The 15,746-nt window shown below is 58.2% G+C and carries 15 protein-coding genes; 5 read left to right on the forward strand and 10 right to left on the reverse strand.

Translation table 11 applies throughout. The features are described from left to right. The 8 genes from DES53_RS34015 to DES53_RS06835 all read right to left on the reverse strand — a co-directional run bounded on the left by DES53_RS34015 (position 1) and on the right by DES53_RS06835 (position 6,462). Positions 1-582 (reverse strand): GNAT family N-acetyltransferase, encoded by a 582-nt coding sequence (locus DES53_RS34015; RefSeq protein ID WP_113957482.1) that lies wholly within the window; start codon positions 580-582, stop codon positions 1-3. Continuing rightward, positions 579-1,706, reverse strand: a complete 1,128-nt coding sequence (locus DES53_RS06805; RefSeq protein WP_113957483.1) for a hypothetical protein — start codon at positions 1,704-1,706, stop codon at positions 579-581. Before DES53_RS06805 ends, DES53_RS34015 begins: the two co-directional genes overlap by 4 nt. A gap of 10 nt (positions 1,707-1,716) precedes the next feature. Further along, entirely contained in the window at positions 1,717-2,121 is a 405-nt protein-coding gene (locus tag DES53_RS06810; RefSeq protein ID WP_113957484.1) for a CesT family type III secretion system chaperone, read from the reverse strand. A gap of 311 nt (positions 2,122-2,432) precedes the next feature. Then, positions 2,433-2,927, reverse strand: coding sequence for a hypothetical protein (locus tag DES53_RS06815; RefSeq protein ID WP_113957485.1), 495 nt, complete (start codon positions 2,925-2,927; stop codon positions 2,433-2,435). 253 nt (positions 2,928-3,180) lie between these two features. Continuing rightward, positions 3,181-3,666: a hypothetical protein gene (locus DES53_RS06820; protein ID WP_147263258.1), complete on the reverse strand. Its 486-nt coding sequence runs from the start codon at positions 3,664-3,666 to the stop codon at positions 3,181-3,183. A gap of 109 nt (positions 3,667-3,775) precedes the next feature. Next, positions 3,776-5,197 (reverse strand): sensor histidine kinase, encoded by a 1,422-nt coding sequence (locus tag DES53_RS06825; protein ID WP_170156914.1) that lies wholly within the window; start codon positions 5,195-5,197, stop codon positions 3,776-3,778. Between the two features lie 52 nt (positions 5,198-5,249). After that, on the reverse strand, positions 5,250-5,999 hold the full coding sequence (locus tag DES53_RS06830; RefSeq protein WP_211325469.1) for a response regulator transcription factor: 750 nt from the start codon (positions 5,997-5,999) through the stop codon (positions 5,250-5,252). Then, a complete protein-coding gene (locus tag DES53_RS06835; protein ID WP_147263259.1) occupies positions 5,968-6,462 on the reverse strand; it encodes a hypothetical protein in 495 nt (164 codons plus the stop codon). The genes DES53_RS06830 and DES53_RS06835 overlap by 32 nt, the downstream gene beginning before the upstream one ends. Positions 6,463-6,690: 228 nt before the next feature. Between DES53_RS06835 and DES53_RS06840 the strand changes: the two genes are divergently transcribed. From DES53_RS06840 to DES53_RS06850, 3 genes are all read left to right on the forward strand, one after another. Beyond that, positions 6,691-9,927, forward strand: coding sequence for a response regulator (locus DES53_RS06840; RefSeq protein WP_113957489.1), 3,237 nt, complete (start codon positions 6,691-6,693; stop codon positions 9,925-9,927). A gap of 213 nt (positions 9,928-10,140) precedes the next feature. Further along, positions 10,141-10,545, forward strand: a complete 405-nt coding sequence (locus tag DES53_RS06845; RefSeq protein ID WP_113957490.1) for a response regulator — start codon at positions 10,141-10,143, stop codon at positions 10,543-10,545. A gap of 67 nt (positions 10,546-10,612) precedes the next feature. Next, complete coding sequence (locus DES53_RS06850) at positions 10,613-12,289, forward strand: adenylate/guanylate cyclase domain-containing protein (RefSeq protein ID WP_211325470.1); 1,677 nt, start codon at positions 10,613-10,615, stop codon at positions 12,287-12,289. Position 12,290: 1 nt separating this feature from the next. On the opposite strand, the gene DES53_RS06855 is transcribed toward DES53_RS06850, so the two are convergent. Then, positions 12,291-12,614 carry a hypothetical protein gene (locus tag DES53_RS06855; RefSeq protein WP_113957492.1) on the reverse strand — a complete coding sequence of 108 codons (324 nt, stop codon included), beginning with the start codon at positions 12,612-12,614 and terminating at the stop codon, positions 12,291-12,293. Positions 12,615-13,245: 631 nt separating this feature from the next. On the opposite strand from DES53_RS06855, the gene DES53_RS06865 reads away from it, so the two are divergent. Together DES53_RS06865 and DES53_RS06870 are read left to right on the forward strand one after the other, a co-directional pair. Then, complete coding sequence (locus tag DES53_RS06865; RefSeq protein WP_147263260.1) at positions 13,246-13,725, forward strand: hypothetical protein; 480 nt, start codon at positions 13,246-13,248, stop codon at positions 13,723-13,725. A gap of 323 nt (positions 13,726-14,048) precedes the next feature. Then, positions 14,049-14,993, forward strand: coding sequence for an AraC family transcriptional regulator (locus DES53_RS06870; RefSeq protein ID WP_113957495.1), 945 nt, complete (start codon positions 14,049-14,051; stop codon positions 14,991-14,993). Positions 14,994-15,134: 141 nt separating this feature from the next. Here the strand turns inward: DES53_RS06870 and DES53_RS06875 are convergent, their stop codons facing one another. Then, positions 15,135-15,548, reverse strand: coding sequence for a hypothetical protein (locus DES53_RS06875; protein ID WP_113957496.1), 414 nt, complete (start codon positions 15,546-15,548; stop codon positions 15,135-15,137). Positions 15,549-15,746 lie beyond the last annotated feature (198 nt).

Here is a 15,746-nt window from a genome sequence, read left to right on the forward strand (position 1 = left end):
TCAGTCGTCATGCTGCTCGAAGATTTTTCCCAGAAGAACGATGTCGAATTGGCTTGCGTGACTTCGACCAGCCCCGGTGAAGTGTCCCCAGGGCTCCCACCCAGCGCGGTGGAAGATTTTTAGACTGGCTTCATTGTGCCTGGAGATGAAAGCCAGCACCGTTCGAATGCCCAGCATCGGACAGGAGTCCATCAATTGCTGGACCAGTCTCGTGCCATTCCCACGGCGTTGCGCGTCAGGAGCCACGTAGAGGCCGACCTGCGCGGTCCTGCGAAATTCCTTTCGATAGTGGTGCGGGGACAGACTGATCCATCCGACAACCTTCCCGCCTTCTTCACAAACCCACAGCGGGTGCTGGCTGGGACTGTGTATTTCCCACCAGGACGTCCACGTAGACCAATCTACGACTGAGGAGTCGGCCTGAGCAATATCATCGAGGGGAGATTGTTCATAGATCTCGGCGATGCGGGGAAAGTCCGAGATACAGGCTGGCCTGATCGCAGATGCCGGATGAGCTGGCTCTACGACACACATGGAAACTTCAAAAGGTGCAGGTGAAATTCTGCCGGCCTCCTTCCTCATTGCACTCGTGTCCCAACACTGGGGCCTTGGGCTTCCCGAGGCTTCCCGATGGCAGAGCCCAAGGTGTACCCGCTATTCAGCTTCATGTTCTGGGCATTTTCCAGGGAGAGATTCTTGTCGGGTTGTTCGAGCTTCAAGGCGTCATTCTTCTCCTTCAGAAGCTTCAGCAATTTGGTGGGGTCATTCTCGCTCAGTTCCGCGCATTTGGTGACTGCGTCCCCCAGTTGTTTGACGTTCACCACTCCGTCTTTTGAAAGGGAGGCGGCCATCACTGTCACTTCGTTCGAAACGGCTTCGAAGATCTTGCGCTGCTCAGGTGTCAGCGACGCGGTTTTTGAGATGGGCTCCCACGAGCCTGTCAGAGCTGCCGCCATTCCCTGATGAAATCCCGGTGGTAGATTGTCCAGATTCTTGCCCTGGGTAAGGATGGAGAAACGATCCGCTGCGCTCATGCTCGCGCCAAGCGCCTGGCCAGTCCGCTGCGCTTCTTGATTCCATTGCACTGTTTCCACACATGCCAGCAGCGCCCGATTCTGATCGGAACCTGGCAGCTTCATCAGTCCGCCGACATCTTCACGGTAGTGTTTCCCAATGGATCCTGACGCAACATCCTGCATCCGTTCAGGGAGCGATTGGGCAAATTGTTCGATTCCCCTTTTCACAATATGTCCCAGAAGAATCTCCTCTCCCTTCTTCGGGGCAGGAAAGGAGTCCTTCAGGAAATCAAGGGCATCCAATCTGCCCTGCCGCTGGGATGATGGGAACTTCTGGCCTTCGCCACCATCGCTGCCGGAGGTGGTGCTGTAGAATTTTGGGGCTCCATGCTTGAACATGTCGTCGGCCGACATCAGGGTCCGGGACCGTGTCCGGGATTCGGTAAGAGCGACCTGAGTCAAGGTGCGGCGAAGCGGCGGGGTCTGAGTCAGCGTGGAACTGACCCTTGGACTCAATTCCACCGGGATCTTGGGTGGATAGGTGCTTTGCCCGGGCTTGGTCTTGAAGAGGTCTCTGACCGTGTTGGTTGCGGCCTTGGTGAAGGTCTCGCCTCCCTCTTTCAGAAAGGCCTTCTGCATCAACTCCTTTGTCGCTTTGCAGACGCAAGTCTTGCCGGCATTGAAGAGCATGGCTAGTTCCTCAGTTGGGGGTTCCGGAGAGGGCCTCTTGTGCCATGTGGCTTGCCAGCGAGAAGGCGGACATTGCCATGGTGAGGGACTCCGTGTCGAGGTTCGCCAGATCAATGGGCTGGCTGAGAACAATGGAGCTTGTTCGAGGATCGAACGCGAAGGATGCGCCGCCGATGAAGTCAGGCATGAGATTCATGGTGAGAGCCGCTTCAAAGAGGGCGGCCCTGTTCCCATTTTCCTTCACCTGTCGCAACGGTGCATAAAAACTGAAAAACTCGCCCTCTGGGGCGAGTTCCAACATGAAGCGATTTCCTTGCGGGCCACGAATCATGCACCTGCCGTCACCATCGAGCGCCGGCAAGTTGAGTTGGTTCAATCGCTCATTGAGCTCGGTGACGGCGGAGGAGTAGTCCATGATGATGGCTTCCGTTGGGGCCTGGAATGTAAATGGCAGTTTATGCCAAGGTCGCGTTATCTATGTGTTGAATACCTCCACATTCAATCTTTCCAACTGCATAAAGGATTAGTTTGATGCGTCGGCATGTGGAGAGGACAAATAACAATTATAATTAGCCTTCGAAGTTATACGGCTTCTTCCTGTCAAGACGGCGCATTGGACGTGAGTGTTGTTCGGTAAATGTACAAAAAACTCCATGCAAGGGCTTGCATGGAGTTTTCGAGATTCTAGCTGTGATCTGATTTCCGGCCCCGGAAGGCATTCCTCTGCTAGTCAGTCCGCTGGCTGATGACTGTGCCATCTTCAGCGAGCACTGCCTTGATATCTTTTCCATTCGCTACGTCGATTTCGACCAGATAGGTCGTCTTGCCGTTGGTGACATCCTTTTCTACATCCTCAACCTTTCCTCCAGCAGGCACGAGCCGTTCCGCCGCAGCTTTCACTACAGCAGGGGCCTTTGCCAGCGCGAGATCTTCGCGAGTGGTGACTACGGATCCATCCTCTGCGATGTAGAGCTTCAGGTCCTGCCGGCCTGCCAGTTCAAAGTCAGCTAGGTAGAGTTTGCGACCTTCCGATGTGATGGTCTTGATTTCTTCCAGCCTGCCTGATTTCTGGTGGCTTGTGATGACGGCCTGGACTGCCGCAGGACATGAGGTGAGGGTCACTTCATTGGGATCTGCCTTGGCCGTCCCGAGAGACAATGCGGCCAGCATGGTTGGCAACAGCGCGCCGATGCCAACTTTAAGGTGCAGGTGCGTTTTCATATAGAACCGCGAATCGCCCGCCAACCGTCTATTGGCCGTGGTTCAAAGGCCCGATTTAGCAACGAGAATGCCTTCACCCCTGATTGCAATCATCGGTGAAGATGACGCACTGCGATGAGGCGCTCGAACTTACAGGGGAAGACAGATGCCCGTGGGCTAGACTGGATGAAGCGCGATTACATCGCGCTTCGTCCAGTTGTTCTTATTCAACAGCTCATCACGAACTGCAGGGGCGCGCAGGCAGTTTGCACGTCTAGTTCTTCTCTTTCTCGTGCTCGCTCAGCACCGTGCCATCCGCGCCCAAGGTGAGCTTACGCTCGCGAGTGGGGCTGATCATGAATTCGACTACGTACTTGGTGGCGCCTTCTGCGGTTTCCACATCGCAATCACTGACGACAGCACCTTCTGGCAGGAGACCCAGTACCGTACGGCGCACCGGCACCGGCACTGTTTTGAAGTCTATCTCCTGCCGTGATCTGACGACGGTGCCATCAGCAGTGATGTACATCTTCAGGTCGCGATTTTCACCGAGGCCCACTTCAGCCACGTAGAGGCTGGCTCCATCCCGGTCCACGAGTTTGATTTCTTCCAGTGTGCCTCCCTGGCTGTTGTTGCGAATGGCAGATTGTACTACCGGCGGACATTGAGCCAGTGTGAGTTCTTGTGCATTTGCGAGGCTGCCAAGGCCGATGCTTGCTGCGATGATTGCGAGAGTGGACTGCCAGGGTTTTCTGATCATGCATAAAATTTCCGGTGCCTTCTGTTCATGATCAAAGAGGAACAAATGGTGTCCGGCAATATGCGGGAATGATTAGCTGGCAATTGCAGGCAATGTGCTGATGCTCAGATCACTGCGCGTTGGCAGAGTCCTGCTTTTCGCTGAACTCTATTTCGATGGTCAGTGTCTTGTCGGCTCCATCGGTGTTGCCAAGCGAGGCATGACAATTGGCACCCATGGCGGTGGCACAGGATTCCACGATGGAAAGGCCCAGTCCTGAATGCTGTTTCCTGGCTGCCATGCTGTTGTGCTTCTTCCAGAATCTCTCGAATAAATGCGGTACGTCATCGACTTGCAGGTGAGGCGCCGGGTTGCTTACCGCGAGTCGTGCGGGGGTCGCTCTGATGGTCACCGTTGATCCTGGAGGTGAATGGTCGATCGCGTTTCCTATCAGGTTGGTCAGAATAGTGGACCAGAGGGTGGCATCTGTGCGGAAGGCGCCCGGCTGTACCTGCGTATTCACGGTGATTTTGCGTGCGTCCGCGTTCTCCCGATAGCGTTCCACTGCTGTACGGATGGTCGCTTCGATATCCACCGGCTCTTGTACGGCTTGCGCGTTGGCATCGGCTTTGGCGAGAGTGCCGAGTTTCTCCACCAATTGTTCGAGTTCAGCCACGCTTTGCTGCATCTCCTTCAACCGCTCAGGAGTGGCTTCCTCCGACCAGGTGGCTGCCAGCTCTGCGGAGGCGCGCAGCTCTGCCAGCGGAGTGCGCAATTCATGGGCCGCGTGGCTGCTGAATCGTCGCTCGCGAGCCAGCGATTCATCCACACGTTTCAGCAGCTCATTGAGCTTTTCCACCACTGGCGACAACTCGTCCGGCAGAGCGTGGGGCAGGTGAATCGAGTCCTGTGTGCCGGGGCGGATGGCGCGGATGCGTTGAGCCAGCTGCTCCAGAGGGAGCAGGCCGTGGTGCAGTGACCCACGCAGGACTGCAATCGTGGCAAGAAAGAACGCCAATCCCGTCCCTGTCAGCACGAGCGCGAGCGTGCGCAGCGTATCGTACAGGCCCCGTGCCTCTGTGCCTGTGACCAGTCTCAGGTCGTGGTAGCTGCCACCATCCACCGAGCCGGCAGGGACGAAGCCCTGTACTCGTACACGCACGGCTCGACCGTCACGCAGCGTCCCAAAGAGATAGCCCGGTTGCGTGGAGGCCTCCAGGATCTCCTGTTTGATGAAATCCAGTGAACCGAGAGGCAGGGAGGAGGAGCGCAAGAGACGCGCACCATCTGCATGGTACATCGCAAAGAAGTCGCGCGGATTGCCCTGGCCGAATCCCGCGAAGGCCACGAGGTCATCATCCATTTCCAGCCGGTCACGGTCGACCTCCGTGGCCACGATGATGGCCTGGGCGCGAGCCGCGAGTGTGTCGTCTATCTGGGACAGCAGTACACTTCTCACGGTGTAGTACACCACGAAGCCTGCCAGCGGGAGGAGGCCCGCCGCCAGCAGGCACAGCATCCAGGTGAGTCTCCCGCGTATCGAGGTGGCCATGATGGTGGATGGAATGGATACGCGCTGCTGAGGGGAAATGTGAAGGCGCTCTTCAGGCATCCTTCTCCTGTTGCAACACATAACCCAGACCTCGCCGGGTGTGGATGAGCGGAGCCGTGCCGCGAGGGCTGAGTTTCCGGCGCAATCCGTATACGGCAGCGTCCACGGCATTGCTTACAGGACTGTCGATCTCATTGTAGAGATGCGCTTCAATCTGTTCACGGCTCAGGATTTGTCCCGGCCGGCGTGCAAGACATTCCAGCAGGGAGTATTCACGCGCGGTCAGTTCCACGGCTGAGCCGTCACGGCTTACGGTCTTGGCCGCGAAGTTGATTTCGAGTGGGCCAATGCGCACTTTGGAGTCGGCCTTGCCATGGCTGCGCCTTGCCAGCACCTCCAATCTTGCGGCAAGCTCCGCCAGGGCAAAAGGTTTGGTGAGGTAATCGTCAGCGCCCATGGCCAGACCACGCACACGCTCCTCCACGGCATGCAGCGCGGTGAGCAGCAGGACAGGTGTGTCCCGGCCGGCACTGCGCCAGCGACCGAGAAGCGTGAGACCGTCTTCACCAGGCAACATGCGGTCCAGCACAATGGCATCATAGGTGTGATCGCGCACGAGCTGGTCGCCTTCCTCCGCGCTCCCGGCTTCATCAACAGCATGGCCCAGGCGCGTGAGCGCCCGGGCCGCGGTGGTGCGGAGTCGTTCGGAGTCTTCGATGATGAGCAGTCTCACGATGAATGCCGCAGGTGGATCAGGGTCGAGGGTTTCCTCAGTCAGCACGCTGGCTGACGACGGTGCCATCTTCCGTGATTACGGCCTTGATGTCAGTGCCATTCTTCACATCGATGTCCACCACATAGGTGGTCTTGCCGCCGGAGACTTCCTTCTCTACGTCGTCGATGTGACCTCCCGTGGGCACCAGCTTTTCAGCGGCGGCCTTCACGGCGACAGGGGCCTGCGCGAGGGACACGTCTTCGCGGGATTTCACCACCGTACCATCGGCGGTGATGTGGAGCTTCAGGTCGCGCTTGCCGGCGAGGTCGAGGTCGGCCACATAAAGCTGGCGACCTTCCACATTGATGAGTTTGATCTCATCCAGCTTGCCACCTTGCTTGTGACTCTCAATGGCGGCCTGTACTGGCGCCGGGCAGGAGTTGAGCGGCACTTCATTCGAGTCTGCCTGGGCAGCGCCGAGGAATACCGTGCCCATGAGCGTGGCGAGCAGGAGTGCGATTTTGGAAGTGGGGGTGGGGTTTGTTTTCATTGTCGTTTTTGGGGTTTGTTTCTTTTTGGGGCCTTGGGGGTGGCCACGCGGTCATCATGCCATGCGAAGATGATGGGAAGATGATGAGCGGGAGATTTTCGCAGCCGGGGCGGATTTCTTCACCGGGTTCGCCGCCGGCTTTTTCTTTTGTCACGATCCCATCGGCAGGCACCAGAACCCTGTGGGGCATCCTATCGCCTTCTCCCCACGTCTCTTCTGCATCGCATCATGGTTGACAAACCACAGCCTCTTCCAGACACTCCAGCTAGCATGGAGGCGGTCGATCCGCCGACGTGGTTTGGGATGAAACTTCGCTTCGGCATCCGGGAAAAGTTTGCGCTGCTGGCGTTTGTGCTCGTGCTGGCGGTGGCCTTCGCGCTCCCCACCTTGCTCTTTGAGCGCACGCGGAAGGTGGTGGAGGACCATGAACTCATGGACTTGCAGGACGAGGCCGAATTGCGCTGCTGGGAAATCATCGACTGGGTGAACCAGGCCCGCCTGCAGATCGAGCACTGTGCCAAGGATCCCCGTGAGCTGGCCACCCTGAAGACCTGCCTGGCCGAGTTTCCCGCCAGGGGGGCTTCCGCCGAACGCGGGGAGCAGGAGTGGTGGCGCTATGTACTGGCTTTGGAGGTCCGTCCCAATGGAGAGGCGACCCAGACCTTTCACCGCACCCCGGGACTTGCCGCACCGGAGCCCAATCGCGCGCTTCTTGCGGCCGCGCGCTACGCGAATGGCCCGCATATTGGCCCCATTCTCTCTCTGGTCACGCCCGCCGGGTATGACTCGGTGAAGGGCGCTGCCAACTCCGGGAGCTCACCGGATCGCTGGCAGCGGATTCCTGCCGTCTGGATTGCGTGCCGCATCCCCTCCGTGCCGGAAACGGTGATCACCATGCTGGTATCATTGGACCGCGGACGCTCGGCCCGGCACCTGACCTTTGTGATGAGTGGGGAAGGGGATTTTCTACAGCATCCCTTCGCGCGTCCGGATGGGAAGGAGGAGCAGATTTTCTCCGACTTCGATCTCTATGCAGAGTCCGACGCCATTACCCGGGGTGAGAAATGGGGGAGAGGGCCGGTGGAAGCGGAGGCACAGGTGCAGCGCAGTGACAGGCCCCGGTTCCAGACCCTGCAGAGCCCACTCTATTTTTTGGAGGGCCGACTGGCTCCCGCCCTGCATGAGAAGCTCATCGCCGCACACGATGCAAACCGCGTTGAGTTGCTCGATTGGACGGAGCGCCTTCGGTCGAACATGGAATCGGGTGGCGTGCCTTTTGGCGGCGCCTCCCGTAGCAGCCCGGGGATACGTCTGCTCTCGCGCAGCAAGGATGTGCTCGAGCACGCACGCCGTGAGGCAGAGGCGGAGTATCGCTATCGCTTTGGCGATTTGAGAAGCAATCCCGTGAAATGGGAGGCTGTGGTACGCCTGGAGCATGGAGACGTCCAGCTCACGCGCTTCTACCTCCGCCATCCCCAGCATGACGGCGCCACTCCGGGCGGGCGCGATTTCCCATATTACTTTGCATATTCAGCCTTCCGGGAGGAGCTCGCCTCCAGCATTGCGCATGAGTTGCAGACGCTGCGTCGTGCCGGGGTGTGGCTCGCGGCGGGTGCTGGCGTGCTGGCATTCCTCATCGTGCTGTACTTCATCGGCCCGCTCACTCGCATCACGCATTCGGCGCAGACCGTCACGCGTTCGGGCTCGGAAGCCCTGCAGTTGCAGAATCAAATCGAGGCCGTGCGCAAGTCCCTGCCGGTGCGGAAGCATGACGAGGTGGGGGACATCGCACGCAGCCTGGAGACTCTCCTGCGTCAGGTGCTCAATGGGCACGAGCAGCTCCGCCAGCTCAATGCAGACTTGGACACACGTGTGCAGGAGCAGACAGCGGAGCTTCGCGAAGCCAATGAGCAGCTTCGTGGACTCGCCTCCGCGAAGGATGCCTTCCTGGCAAGCGTGAGTCACGAGCTGCGCCAGCCGCTGAATTCCATTTTTGGCTTCCTCCAGTTCCTGGAGCTTTCGGAGCCCACGGACGAGCAAAAGCATGATCTCGCCAAACTCCGCTCCGCCGCCACGTATCTGCGGCGTCTCATCGATGACATCCTCGACTACCAGAAGATCATCATGGGTGGTGTGGAACTCGATCCGGAGGAGATCGATGCCGCGGCCTTCCTCACTTCTCTGCAGGAGTCGATGGTGCCGCAGGCGACCGAGAAGAAGAACAAGCTGGAACTACGCGGTGCGGAGAGACTGGGCACCATCTTCAACGATCGCGCCCGCCTGCAGCAGGTGCTGACAAACCTTGTCTCGAATGCGTGCAAGTTCACGCAAAACGGCACCGTCACCCTGAGCGCCAGTCGCGATACAGATGCCACTGGCAAAGACTGGATCACCCTTGATGTTGCAGACTCCGGTCGCGGCATGAAGCCCGAGGAGATGCAGGGACTCTTCGTGAGGTTCAAGAAGCTCTCCGCCCGCGAAGGGAACAAGACGGGTACGGGGTTGGGCCTCGTGATCTCGAAGGGGCTTTGTGAGCTCATGGGGGGCACCATCTCCTGTCAGAGTGAGTTCGGCCAGGGGTCGACTTTCACCGTGCGTGTGCCGGCTGCCGTGCCGGAGCGCGCTGGCGGTACGCCCAGGCGTACGCTGGAGCGCCCGACTTCGTCTGCAGCTCCCGCTCCACAGGCGGTTTCTGTATCACCCCAGCAGACGGTGCTCGTGATCGATGACGATGCCTCGGTGCGCGAACTCATGACGCGCTATCTCGGTGGCAAAGGATTCCGAGTCATCACGGCAGAGGACGCGGAGAAAGGAATGGTCCTCGCGCGTGAACAGCATCCCACGGTGATCACTTTGGATGTAGTGCTGCCTGGCGCGCAGACTGGCTGGGATGTCCTCTCCCAACTCAAGGATGATCCGCTTACGGCCTCCATCCCCGTCATCATTGTCACCTTCCTGGAGGAATCACGCCACGGTTTCGCCCTCGGAGCCGCAGACTACGTGGTGAAGCCCATCGCGTGGGAGGATTTGCTTGGCTCCTTGCAAAAGGTCATCCGTGGCAGCGCCTCGACGCAACCGGTACTGGTGGTGGATGACGACCCGGATGTGCGTGAACTCTTCCGCCGCACGCTCGCCATGGATGGCATCTCCATCATCGAGGCCGCGAACGGTGCGGAGGCGCTCACCCAGCTCCGCCAGCAGAAGCCCTCACTCATCCTGCTGGACCTCATGATGCCCGTCATGGATGGCTTCGAGTTCATCGCCGAGTTCAACCTGCATCCCCAATGGCGCGACATCCCGGTGATCGTCATCACCGCGAAGCACGTCACACGTGAAGATCGCGAGCGCCTCGCCAGCTCCGTCCGCACCGTGTTGGAAAAGAGCGGCTTCACCCAGGAGGATTTGCTCAGCAAGGTCCTCCATCTGGTGCATCTGGCAGCTTCGGAGGAGGGGAAGCGGGTGTGAGGGAGAGAAACAGTATTCAGTAGGTCAGTGTTCAGTAAGCAGTAGTCAGTAGTGAGTAGTGAATAGAACCCCCTTCGCTCAAATACACATTTCCGATACCCCCGGTTGACTCCTTGACCAATGACCACTGGCCCCCCCCGCACTCCTTCTTCTGACTACTTACTAGCTACTACTTACTGACTACTGTTTACTGAACACTGATTACTTTTCCCCATGCCCAACATCCTCCTAGCAGACGACGACGATGACATGGTGGAGATCTGCTCCCGCCTTCTCCCGCGACGTGGTCATACCGTGAAGGTCGCGCAGAATGCGGCGGATGCCGTGGCGTCTGCTGAGGCACTGAAGCCGGATTTGATCCTCATGGACATGCGCATGCCCGTGAGCGCCACGGGAGATGTGAGTGACCGCGCCGGGCTGGATGCCGTGCTCGCGATCAAGGCCAAGCCGGAGCTTGCAGCCATTCCCATCATCGCGCTCACGGGACACATGATGACCATGTTCCGCGCGGCGATTCTCGATGCGGGCTGTGTCGACATGCTGGCGAAGCCGATTGAGAATTTCGCGCATCTGACTGAGGCCATCGAACTCGCACTCAAGAAATCCAATTCCCAGTGAAGTGAGCACCAGTGCGCCAACTCAGATCCAGGTCCTGCGGGATGCGATGGAAGAGCATGCGGACGCCATGTCCAGCGCGGCTCAGATCCTTCTGCATGCCATCCCGGAAGGGCAGGAGCTGCCCGTCTGGCATCGGGATGTGGAGCGCATCCGTCAGGCGGCTCTGGGCATCTATCGACTCGTACGCGAGCGTCTTGCCACGGAGCATTTCATGCAGCCGCACCTGGTGTCGGGCGAGGATTTGCAGGGGCTGCGTCACGAGTTGCGTGGCTTCCTCCAGAACATTCTCGGCCGCTGCCAGCTTGTGCTGGAGGAAGAGGAGCAGCCGGAGACCGTGCAGTGCGAACTCACCTCCATCATGGAGCATGCGCATGCATGCGTGACTGTGCTGGATCGCAACCGCGACTATATCGCGCCTGAGCGGGGCATCGACCTGGCCATCAGTCCGCCCACAGCGAAGCTCACACTTCCTTTCGATGACGAGGAGGAGGCGCGTGCGCCTATTTCGGGTGCGACGATCCTGGTCGCAGATGATAGTGCGGGCAGCCGCGAGGTGCTGGGGCGCTTTCTCACTTCACAGGGGCATGAGGTCGTCTTTGCCACCACGGGCAGGGAGGCGCTCGATCGCGTGGATGAGATGGATTTCGACCTCATCCTGCTGGACCTCGTGATGCCCGAGATGAATGGCTTTGAGGTGCTGCGGGCTCTGCGTCTCCGCAGGAAGCTGCGCTACACCTTTGTCATCATCATCTCGGGACTTGATGCGAATGCCAATGCCATCCGGGGCATCGAGATGGGTGCGGTGGATTTTCTCGCGCGCCCCATCGACCTCCGGCTGCTGCGCGCGCGTGTGAATGCCTGCCTGGAGCGCCAGCGCCTTCGTGAGCGTGAATTGGCGCAGTACTTCACCCCAGAGCTTGCGCGCCACCTGCATCGTCACCCCGAGCAGCTTGCGGCAGGGCGGCGGGTGGAGGTAAGTGTATTATTTTGTGATATCTCCGGATTCAGCCGGGTGAGCGAGCGGCACGGCCCGGAGCGGACCATTCGCTGGCTGAGTGATGTGCTGGGCACGATGTCCGCCTGCATCATGGAGGAGGAAGGAGTGCTGGTGGACTTCACGGGCGATCAGGTCATGGCTCTCTGGGGCGCACCGCATCACCAGCCGGATCACGCCGATCGCGCGTGTCGTACGGCCCTGGCTATGCAGGCCAGCCTTCCAGAGCTGAACGAGAAGTGGCAGCAGGAAATCGGTCATCCAACAGAGATCTCCGTGGGCATCAATACCGGTGATGCCTACGTGGGAAATATCGGCACACCGCAGAAGTTCAAATACGGCGCGCTGGGGAATACCGTGAACCTCGCCAGCCGCATCCAGGGCGCTTGCAAGTACGCCCGTGCCCGCATGCTGGCCACGAGCAACACGATCGAACGCCTGACTGTGCCCATCTTTTCCCGGCGGCTCGCGCGGATTCGCGTGAACAACATCAATGCGCCGGTGTACATTCATGAGCTGGAAGGCGCGGACCAAACCGATCCCTGGCACCGGTTGCGGACCGAGTATGAGACCGCCTTGCAGCTTTTCGAGACAGCTGAGTTTCGCAAAGCCTCCAGCCTCCTCGGCCAGCTCCTCGATGACTATCCGGATGACGGTCCCTCACTTCTGCTCATGTCCCGGGTGGTGGATGAGCTGCTGAAGAAGAACTCGGAAGGCTTTGACCCCGTGTGGGAATTGCCGGGGAAGTGAGTCAGGACAGCGGTGCCTTTTGCTTCGCCAGTTCCCGTGCGTAGTCCCACGCGGAGAATTTCGCGACACCGTCAGGCGTGGGTGAGATCCACGGATCCTCTCCGAATGTGAAATAGAGATCCAGCCACTCCGTGGCAGTTTTCCCATTCTCAAGACTTTGGTGGAGATCCTGTTCCAGCATGCTCTTGGCAATGCTCAGCGCTTCCTCATAGGTTGGATACACTCCCTTGGTGTAACGCTCTTCTTCATCCCGGTAGTGCGAGTTCTCGTCCACGTAAACGGTGAAGCCAGTGTGGCCGACAGGAGCGGGAGAACTCGGTTCCATAGCGAGGGATGAGGATATTGCTCAAAGCTGAGATTGCGCCAGTGTCGGTGTGTGGATCACATGCATGGGATCCACGTTGCGCCAGGCGGAGCGAGATGACTGCGCTGACTGCCCCCTGCAATCAATCCTGAGACGCACACCAGAAAACCAATTCACCCCAGATACGCAGCCTGCCGCGTGATCTGGGGTGAATTGGTCCAAAGTTTCGCCAGTATCTGAGACGTTCTCTACGCGTAGGACAACTCGTCCGCGTCTTCTTCGATCAAAGACACGACGTCGTCGGGACGGTAATGGAACACTACCTCATTTTCCTCGCTGCGGACGGCACAAAGCTGGGTTCCGCAACGCTCGATTCGACCAACAAACACCATCGGGGACTTTCCCCGCACCTGAATCGTGAGTTTCTTCCAGAACATACAATCAATGTTGAAGATTGAGAGGGTATAGTAGCGCTAATTGGCTCAGTTTATTCTAAATCTTTATTCATTGTATAATTCATCTTGCCAAACCACCACATATCTGTCGAGACAAAAATTAAGGCATTATCTTATTTTCTTTCGCATGATATCTCAGTCACCTCGTGCAATGTCTGATTGATCTTGCTTCCTCCCCGCAGGAGCATCTCCGCTCCATGCGTCGTCTCGCCCTCTACTCCTTTGTCATCACCCTCGTCTGGCTCACCTTCATCGTAGCCATCAGTTTTGTGGAGGCTCCGGCGAAGTTTCAGGCACTCAAGATCGAGAACTTCGATGTGGTTACTCCGGCCTTGCAGCATGCACTGGCCATTGGCCACCGGGTGTTTCACCTGCTCAACCGCATCGAGTGGGTGTGCTGTGCCTTTTCATGGTTCCTGGTGCTGCGTATCCGGGTGGTGCGTACGCGAGGCAGTGTGATCCTCCTCGGTGTGGCAACCGGGATCCTCGCATTCCAGACCTTTGCTCTTTATCCTACGCTGGATGCCCGCGTCATGGAGGTGATGGCTGGCCGAATACCACCGCAGACCTGGCATCACATCGGCTTCGTCGTAGGCGAGATGGTGAAGGTCCTCACGCTCGGCGTCCTCACTGCTGCCCAGTTGCAGGCATTTGCCCGAGCGGTTTTGTCCGAGTAAGCCAGCGCTGATGATGCGGGAAGCACAGGTAGTTTGGCGATGGGCATGAACATGGAAGCAGGTCGTCTTCCGCTGTGGATCGACGGAGCGTCCAAGTTTTGGCACGGGATTGTCATTTCAAACCGGTGGTTTGCGGGGTAAGCGCTGGTTTACGCCTTGGTTCGCTGCATTTTCCCTTCGTAGGAGGGCGTTGCAACGAAGAGGTAAACCTTTATGTATGCATTCGTGCGTGACGAATGTGGAAGAAAAGAGCGAAAAAGAGGAGCGCCTTTTTCCCAACTGCTGCCTCGTAACGAACCGCTGCTCTCACTGCATCCAGCTCCATGGAAACACTGTTCATCGCACCGGAGGAATGTGGTCAGCTCTCCGAGATGCACAACGGTGATGGGTTTGACATCCGCTATGACCAAATGGAAGCGGGGGACTTTCAGGGAGAGTGCCTCTATCGAGGCAGCATGCAGATGGTCTTTTGCCGGGAGCAGTACAGCCGCGGACTGTGCATTCACGGCACCGTGCCTTATGGAATGGTGACTGCGGTCATGTCGACCAAACGGAAAGGGTCCTCATGGCTCAATGGCGACGAACTCTCCCAGGACTGCCTCGGGGTGTTAACCCCCGGAGACGAGGGCGCGTACCGGGTGCCGGGGGGGTATGGCTTTACAAATTTCATCATCTCACAGGAACGACTGGAGCGTGCCGTGCGTGCGCTGTTCCAATTGCCGCTTTCGGAAATCTTGAAACACACCGCAACCTTGCGTTTGTCCGGTGCGGCGATGACTTTGTTGCGGGAATCGACGGGGGAGATTTTCACGCCCACGAGTCCGGAAGCGATTCTGCGCGCTGAGGTTTGGGACCGCAAGTGTGAAGGGAGCGTGCTCCAGGCCCTGTGTGTGGCCCTCGCTGGCCACAAGGCGGAGGCAGAGCGCCGCACTGTGCGCAATCACTGGCGCATCGCGAGGCTTGTGCGCAATTACGTTGAGGAGAATCTCGGCGGGGAACTCGATATGGAAACCCTCTGCCGGGTTGCCGGGTTAAGCGCTCGCGCGTTGGAGCTGGCCTTTCAGGAAGTTTATGGAGTGAGTCCCTTGGTTTTCGTCAGGCAGCGGCGTCTCAGTGCTGCACGCCATGCACTGGTCGCTGCTCGTGGAGAATCGAGCGCTGTCAAAACTGTTGCCGTGCAGGTTGGATTCACTCATCTGACGAGGTTCACCGACGCTTATCAGAATATGTTCGGGGAAACTCCTGCCGCCACGGTGAAAAGAAGGTAAAGAAGAGGGCCGGCATCGTCAGGACAAAAAAAATCGCCCCGTGGTCTACCAACTCCACGGGGCGGGGTGTGCTTTGAGTGAACTCAAGTACTCACACTGAGTTTCCAGCGTCTTTCACAGCGCTGGGAAAAAGGCATCCCTTCAAGCGGATAGCGCGGCATACTTCGCCGCGTCCTCCGCGTTCATGTCCAAAAGGTCGATCATGGCTTCGATGGCGCGCAGGTGGTGCGCGAGCATGGGGTAGGATCCGTATTTCTCAAATTCCTGGGCCATGATGTAGCTCATGCACAGGGTTGCGGGGGGCGGCCCATCCACTTCTCCTTGGGCGCGTTTCCAACACCAGATAAGCTGGCGCTCGATGGCTTGGGCAGGTTCGAATCCCGCCTCGGCAAAACGCTGGATGGTTCGCTGGGCGGTTTCGATGGAGGCAATGAGATACTCATTCATAGCGGTGGCTCTTTGCCGTTTGCAGGTAAGACCGACGATCGCTGTGACATCGAAGGGAAGCTCTCCGGAAACAATGCGTGCTGGATAAGAAATGGCGAGGGCTTGCATGGAAAAGTATAACGACGCTCCGGGGAAATTCCTTACAAAAGTGCTTACCAGCTATAATTTAAGTAAATATCAGTGTAAAGCTTAATTTTTGAGACTCGTGATTTAGATCGTTCACAGCGGCGAGGCAACCGAATTTGAGTGTTTCTTTAACGACGCAACATGGAGCAAATTAGAGGCCCGCAGTGCGATTTTTATTCC

The organism is Roseimicrobium gellanilyticum (genome assembly GCF_003315205.1).
GTDB classification, from domain to species: domain Bacteria; phylum Verrucomicrobiota; class Verrucomicrobiia; order Verrucomicrobiales; family Verrucomicrobiaceae; genus Roseimicrobium; species Roseimicrobium gellanilyticum.

Excerpts from the sequence above, each read along its gene's own strand:
- DES53_RS34015 (WP_113957482.1), bottom strand. The coding sequence starts at position 582 with ATGAGGAAGGAGGCCGGCAGAATTTCACCTGCACCTTTTGAAGTTTCC.
- DES53_RS06805 (WP_113957483.1), bottom strand. The coding sequence starts at position 1,706 with ATGCTCTTCAATGCCGGCAAGACTTGCGTCTGCAAAGCGACAAAGGAG.
- DES53_RS06810 (WP_113957484.1), bottom strand. The coding sequence starts at position 2,121 with ATGGACTACTCCTCCGCCGTCACCGAGCTCAATGAGCGATTGAACCAA.
- DES53_RS06815 (WP_113957485.1), bottom strand. The coding sequence starts at position 2,927 with ATGAAAACGCACCTGCACCTTAAAGTTGGCATCGGCGCGCTGTTGCCA.
- DES53_RS06820 (WP_147263258.1), bottom strand. The coding sequence starts at position 3,666 with ATGATCAGAAAACCCTGGCAGTCCACTCTCGCAATCATCGCAGCAAGC.
- DES53_RS06825 (WP_170156914.1), bottom strand. The coding sequence starts at position 5,197 with ATGGCCACCTCGATACGCGGGAGACTCACCTGGATGCTGTGCCTGCTG.
- DES53_RS06830 (WP_211325469.1), bottom strand. The coding sequence starts at position 5,999 with ATGGCACCGTCGTCAGCCAGCGTGCTGACTGAGGAAACCCTCGACCCT.
- DES53_RS06835 (WP_147263259.1), bottom strand. The coding sequence starts at position 6,462 with ATGAAAACAAACCCCACCCCCACTTCCAAAATCGCACTCCTGCTCGCC.
- DES53_RS06840 (WP_113957489.1), top strand. The coding sequence starts at position 6,691 with ATGGTTGACAAACCACAGCCTCTTCCAGACACTCCAGCTAGCATGGAG.
- DES53_RS06845 (WP_113957490.1), top strand. The coding sequence starts at position 10,141 with ATGCCCAACATCCTCCTAGCAGACGACGACGATGACATGGTGGAGATC.
- DES53_RS06850 (WP_211325470.1), top strand. The coding sequence starts at position 10,613 with ATGTCCAGCGCGGCTCAGATCCTTCTGCATGCCATCCCGGAAGGGCAG.
- DES53_RS06855 (WP_113957492.1), bottom strand. The coding sequence starts at position 12,614 with ATGGAACCGAGTTCTCCCGCTCCTGTCGGCCACACTGGCTTCACCGTT.
- DES53_RS06865 (WP_147263260.1), top strand. The coding sequence starts at position 13,246 with ATGCGTCGTCTCGCCCTCTACTCCTTTGTCATCACCCTCGTCTGGCTC.
- DES53_RS06870 (WP_113957495.1), top strand. The coding sequence starts at position 14,049 with ATGGAAACACTGTTCATCGCACCGGAGGAATGTGGTCAGCTCTCCGAG.
- DES53_RS06875 (WP_113957496.1), bottom strand. The coding sequence starts at position 15,548 with ATGCAAGCCCTCGCCATTTCTTATCCAGCACGCATTGTTTCCGGAGAG.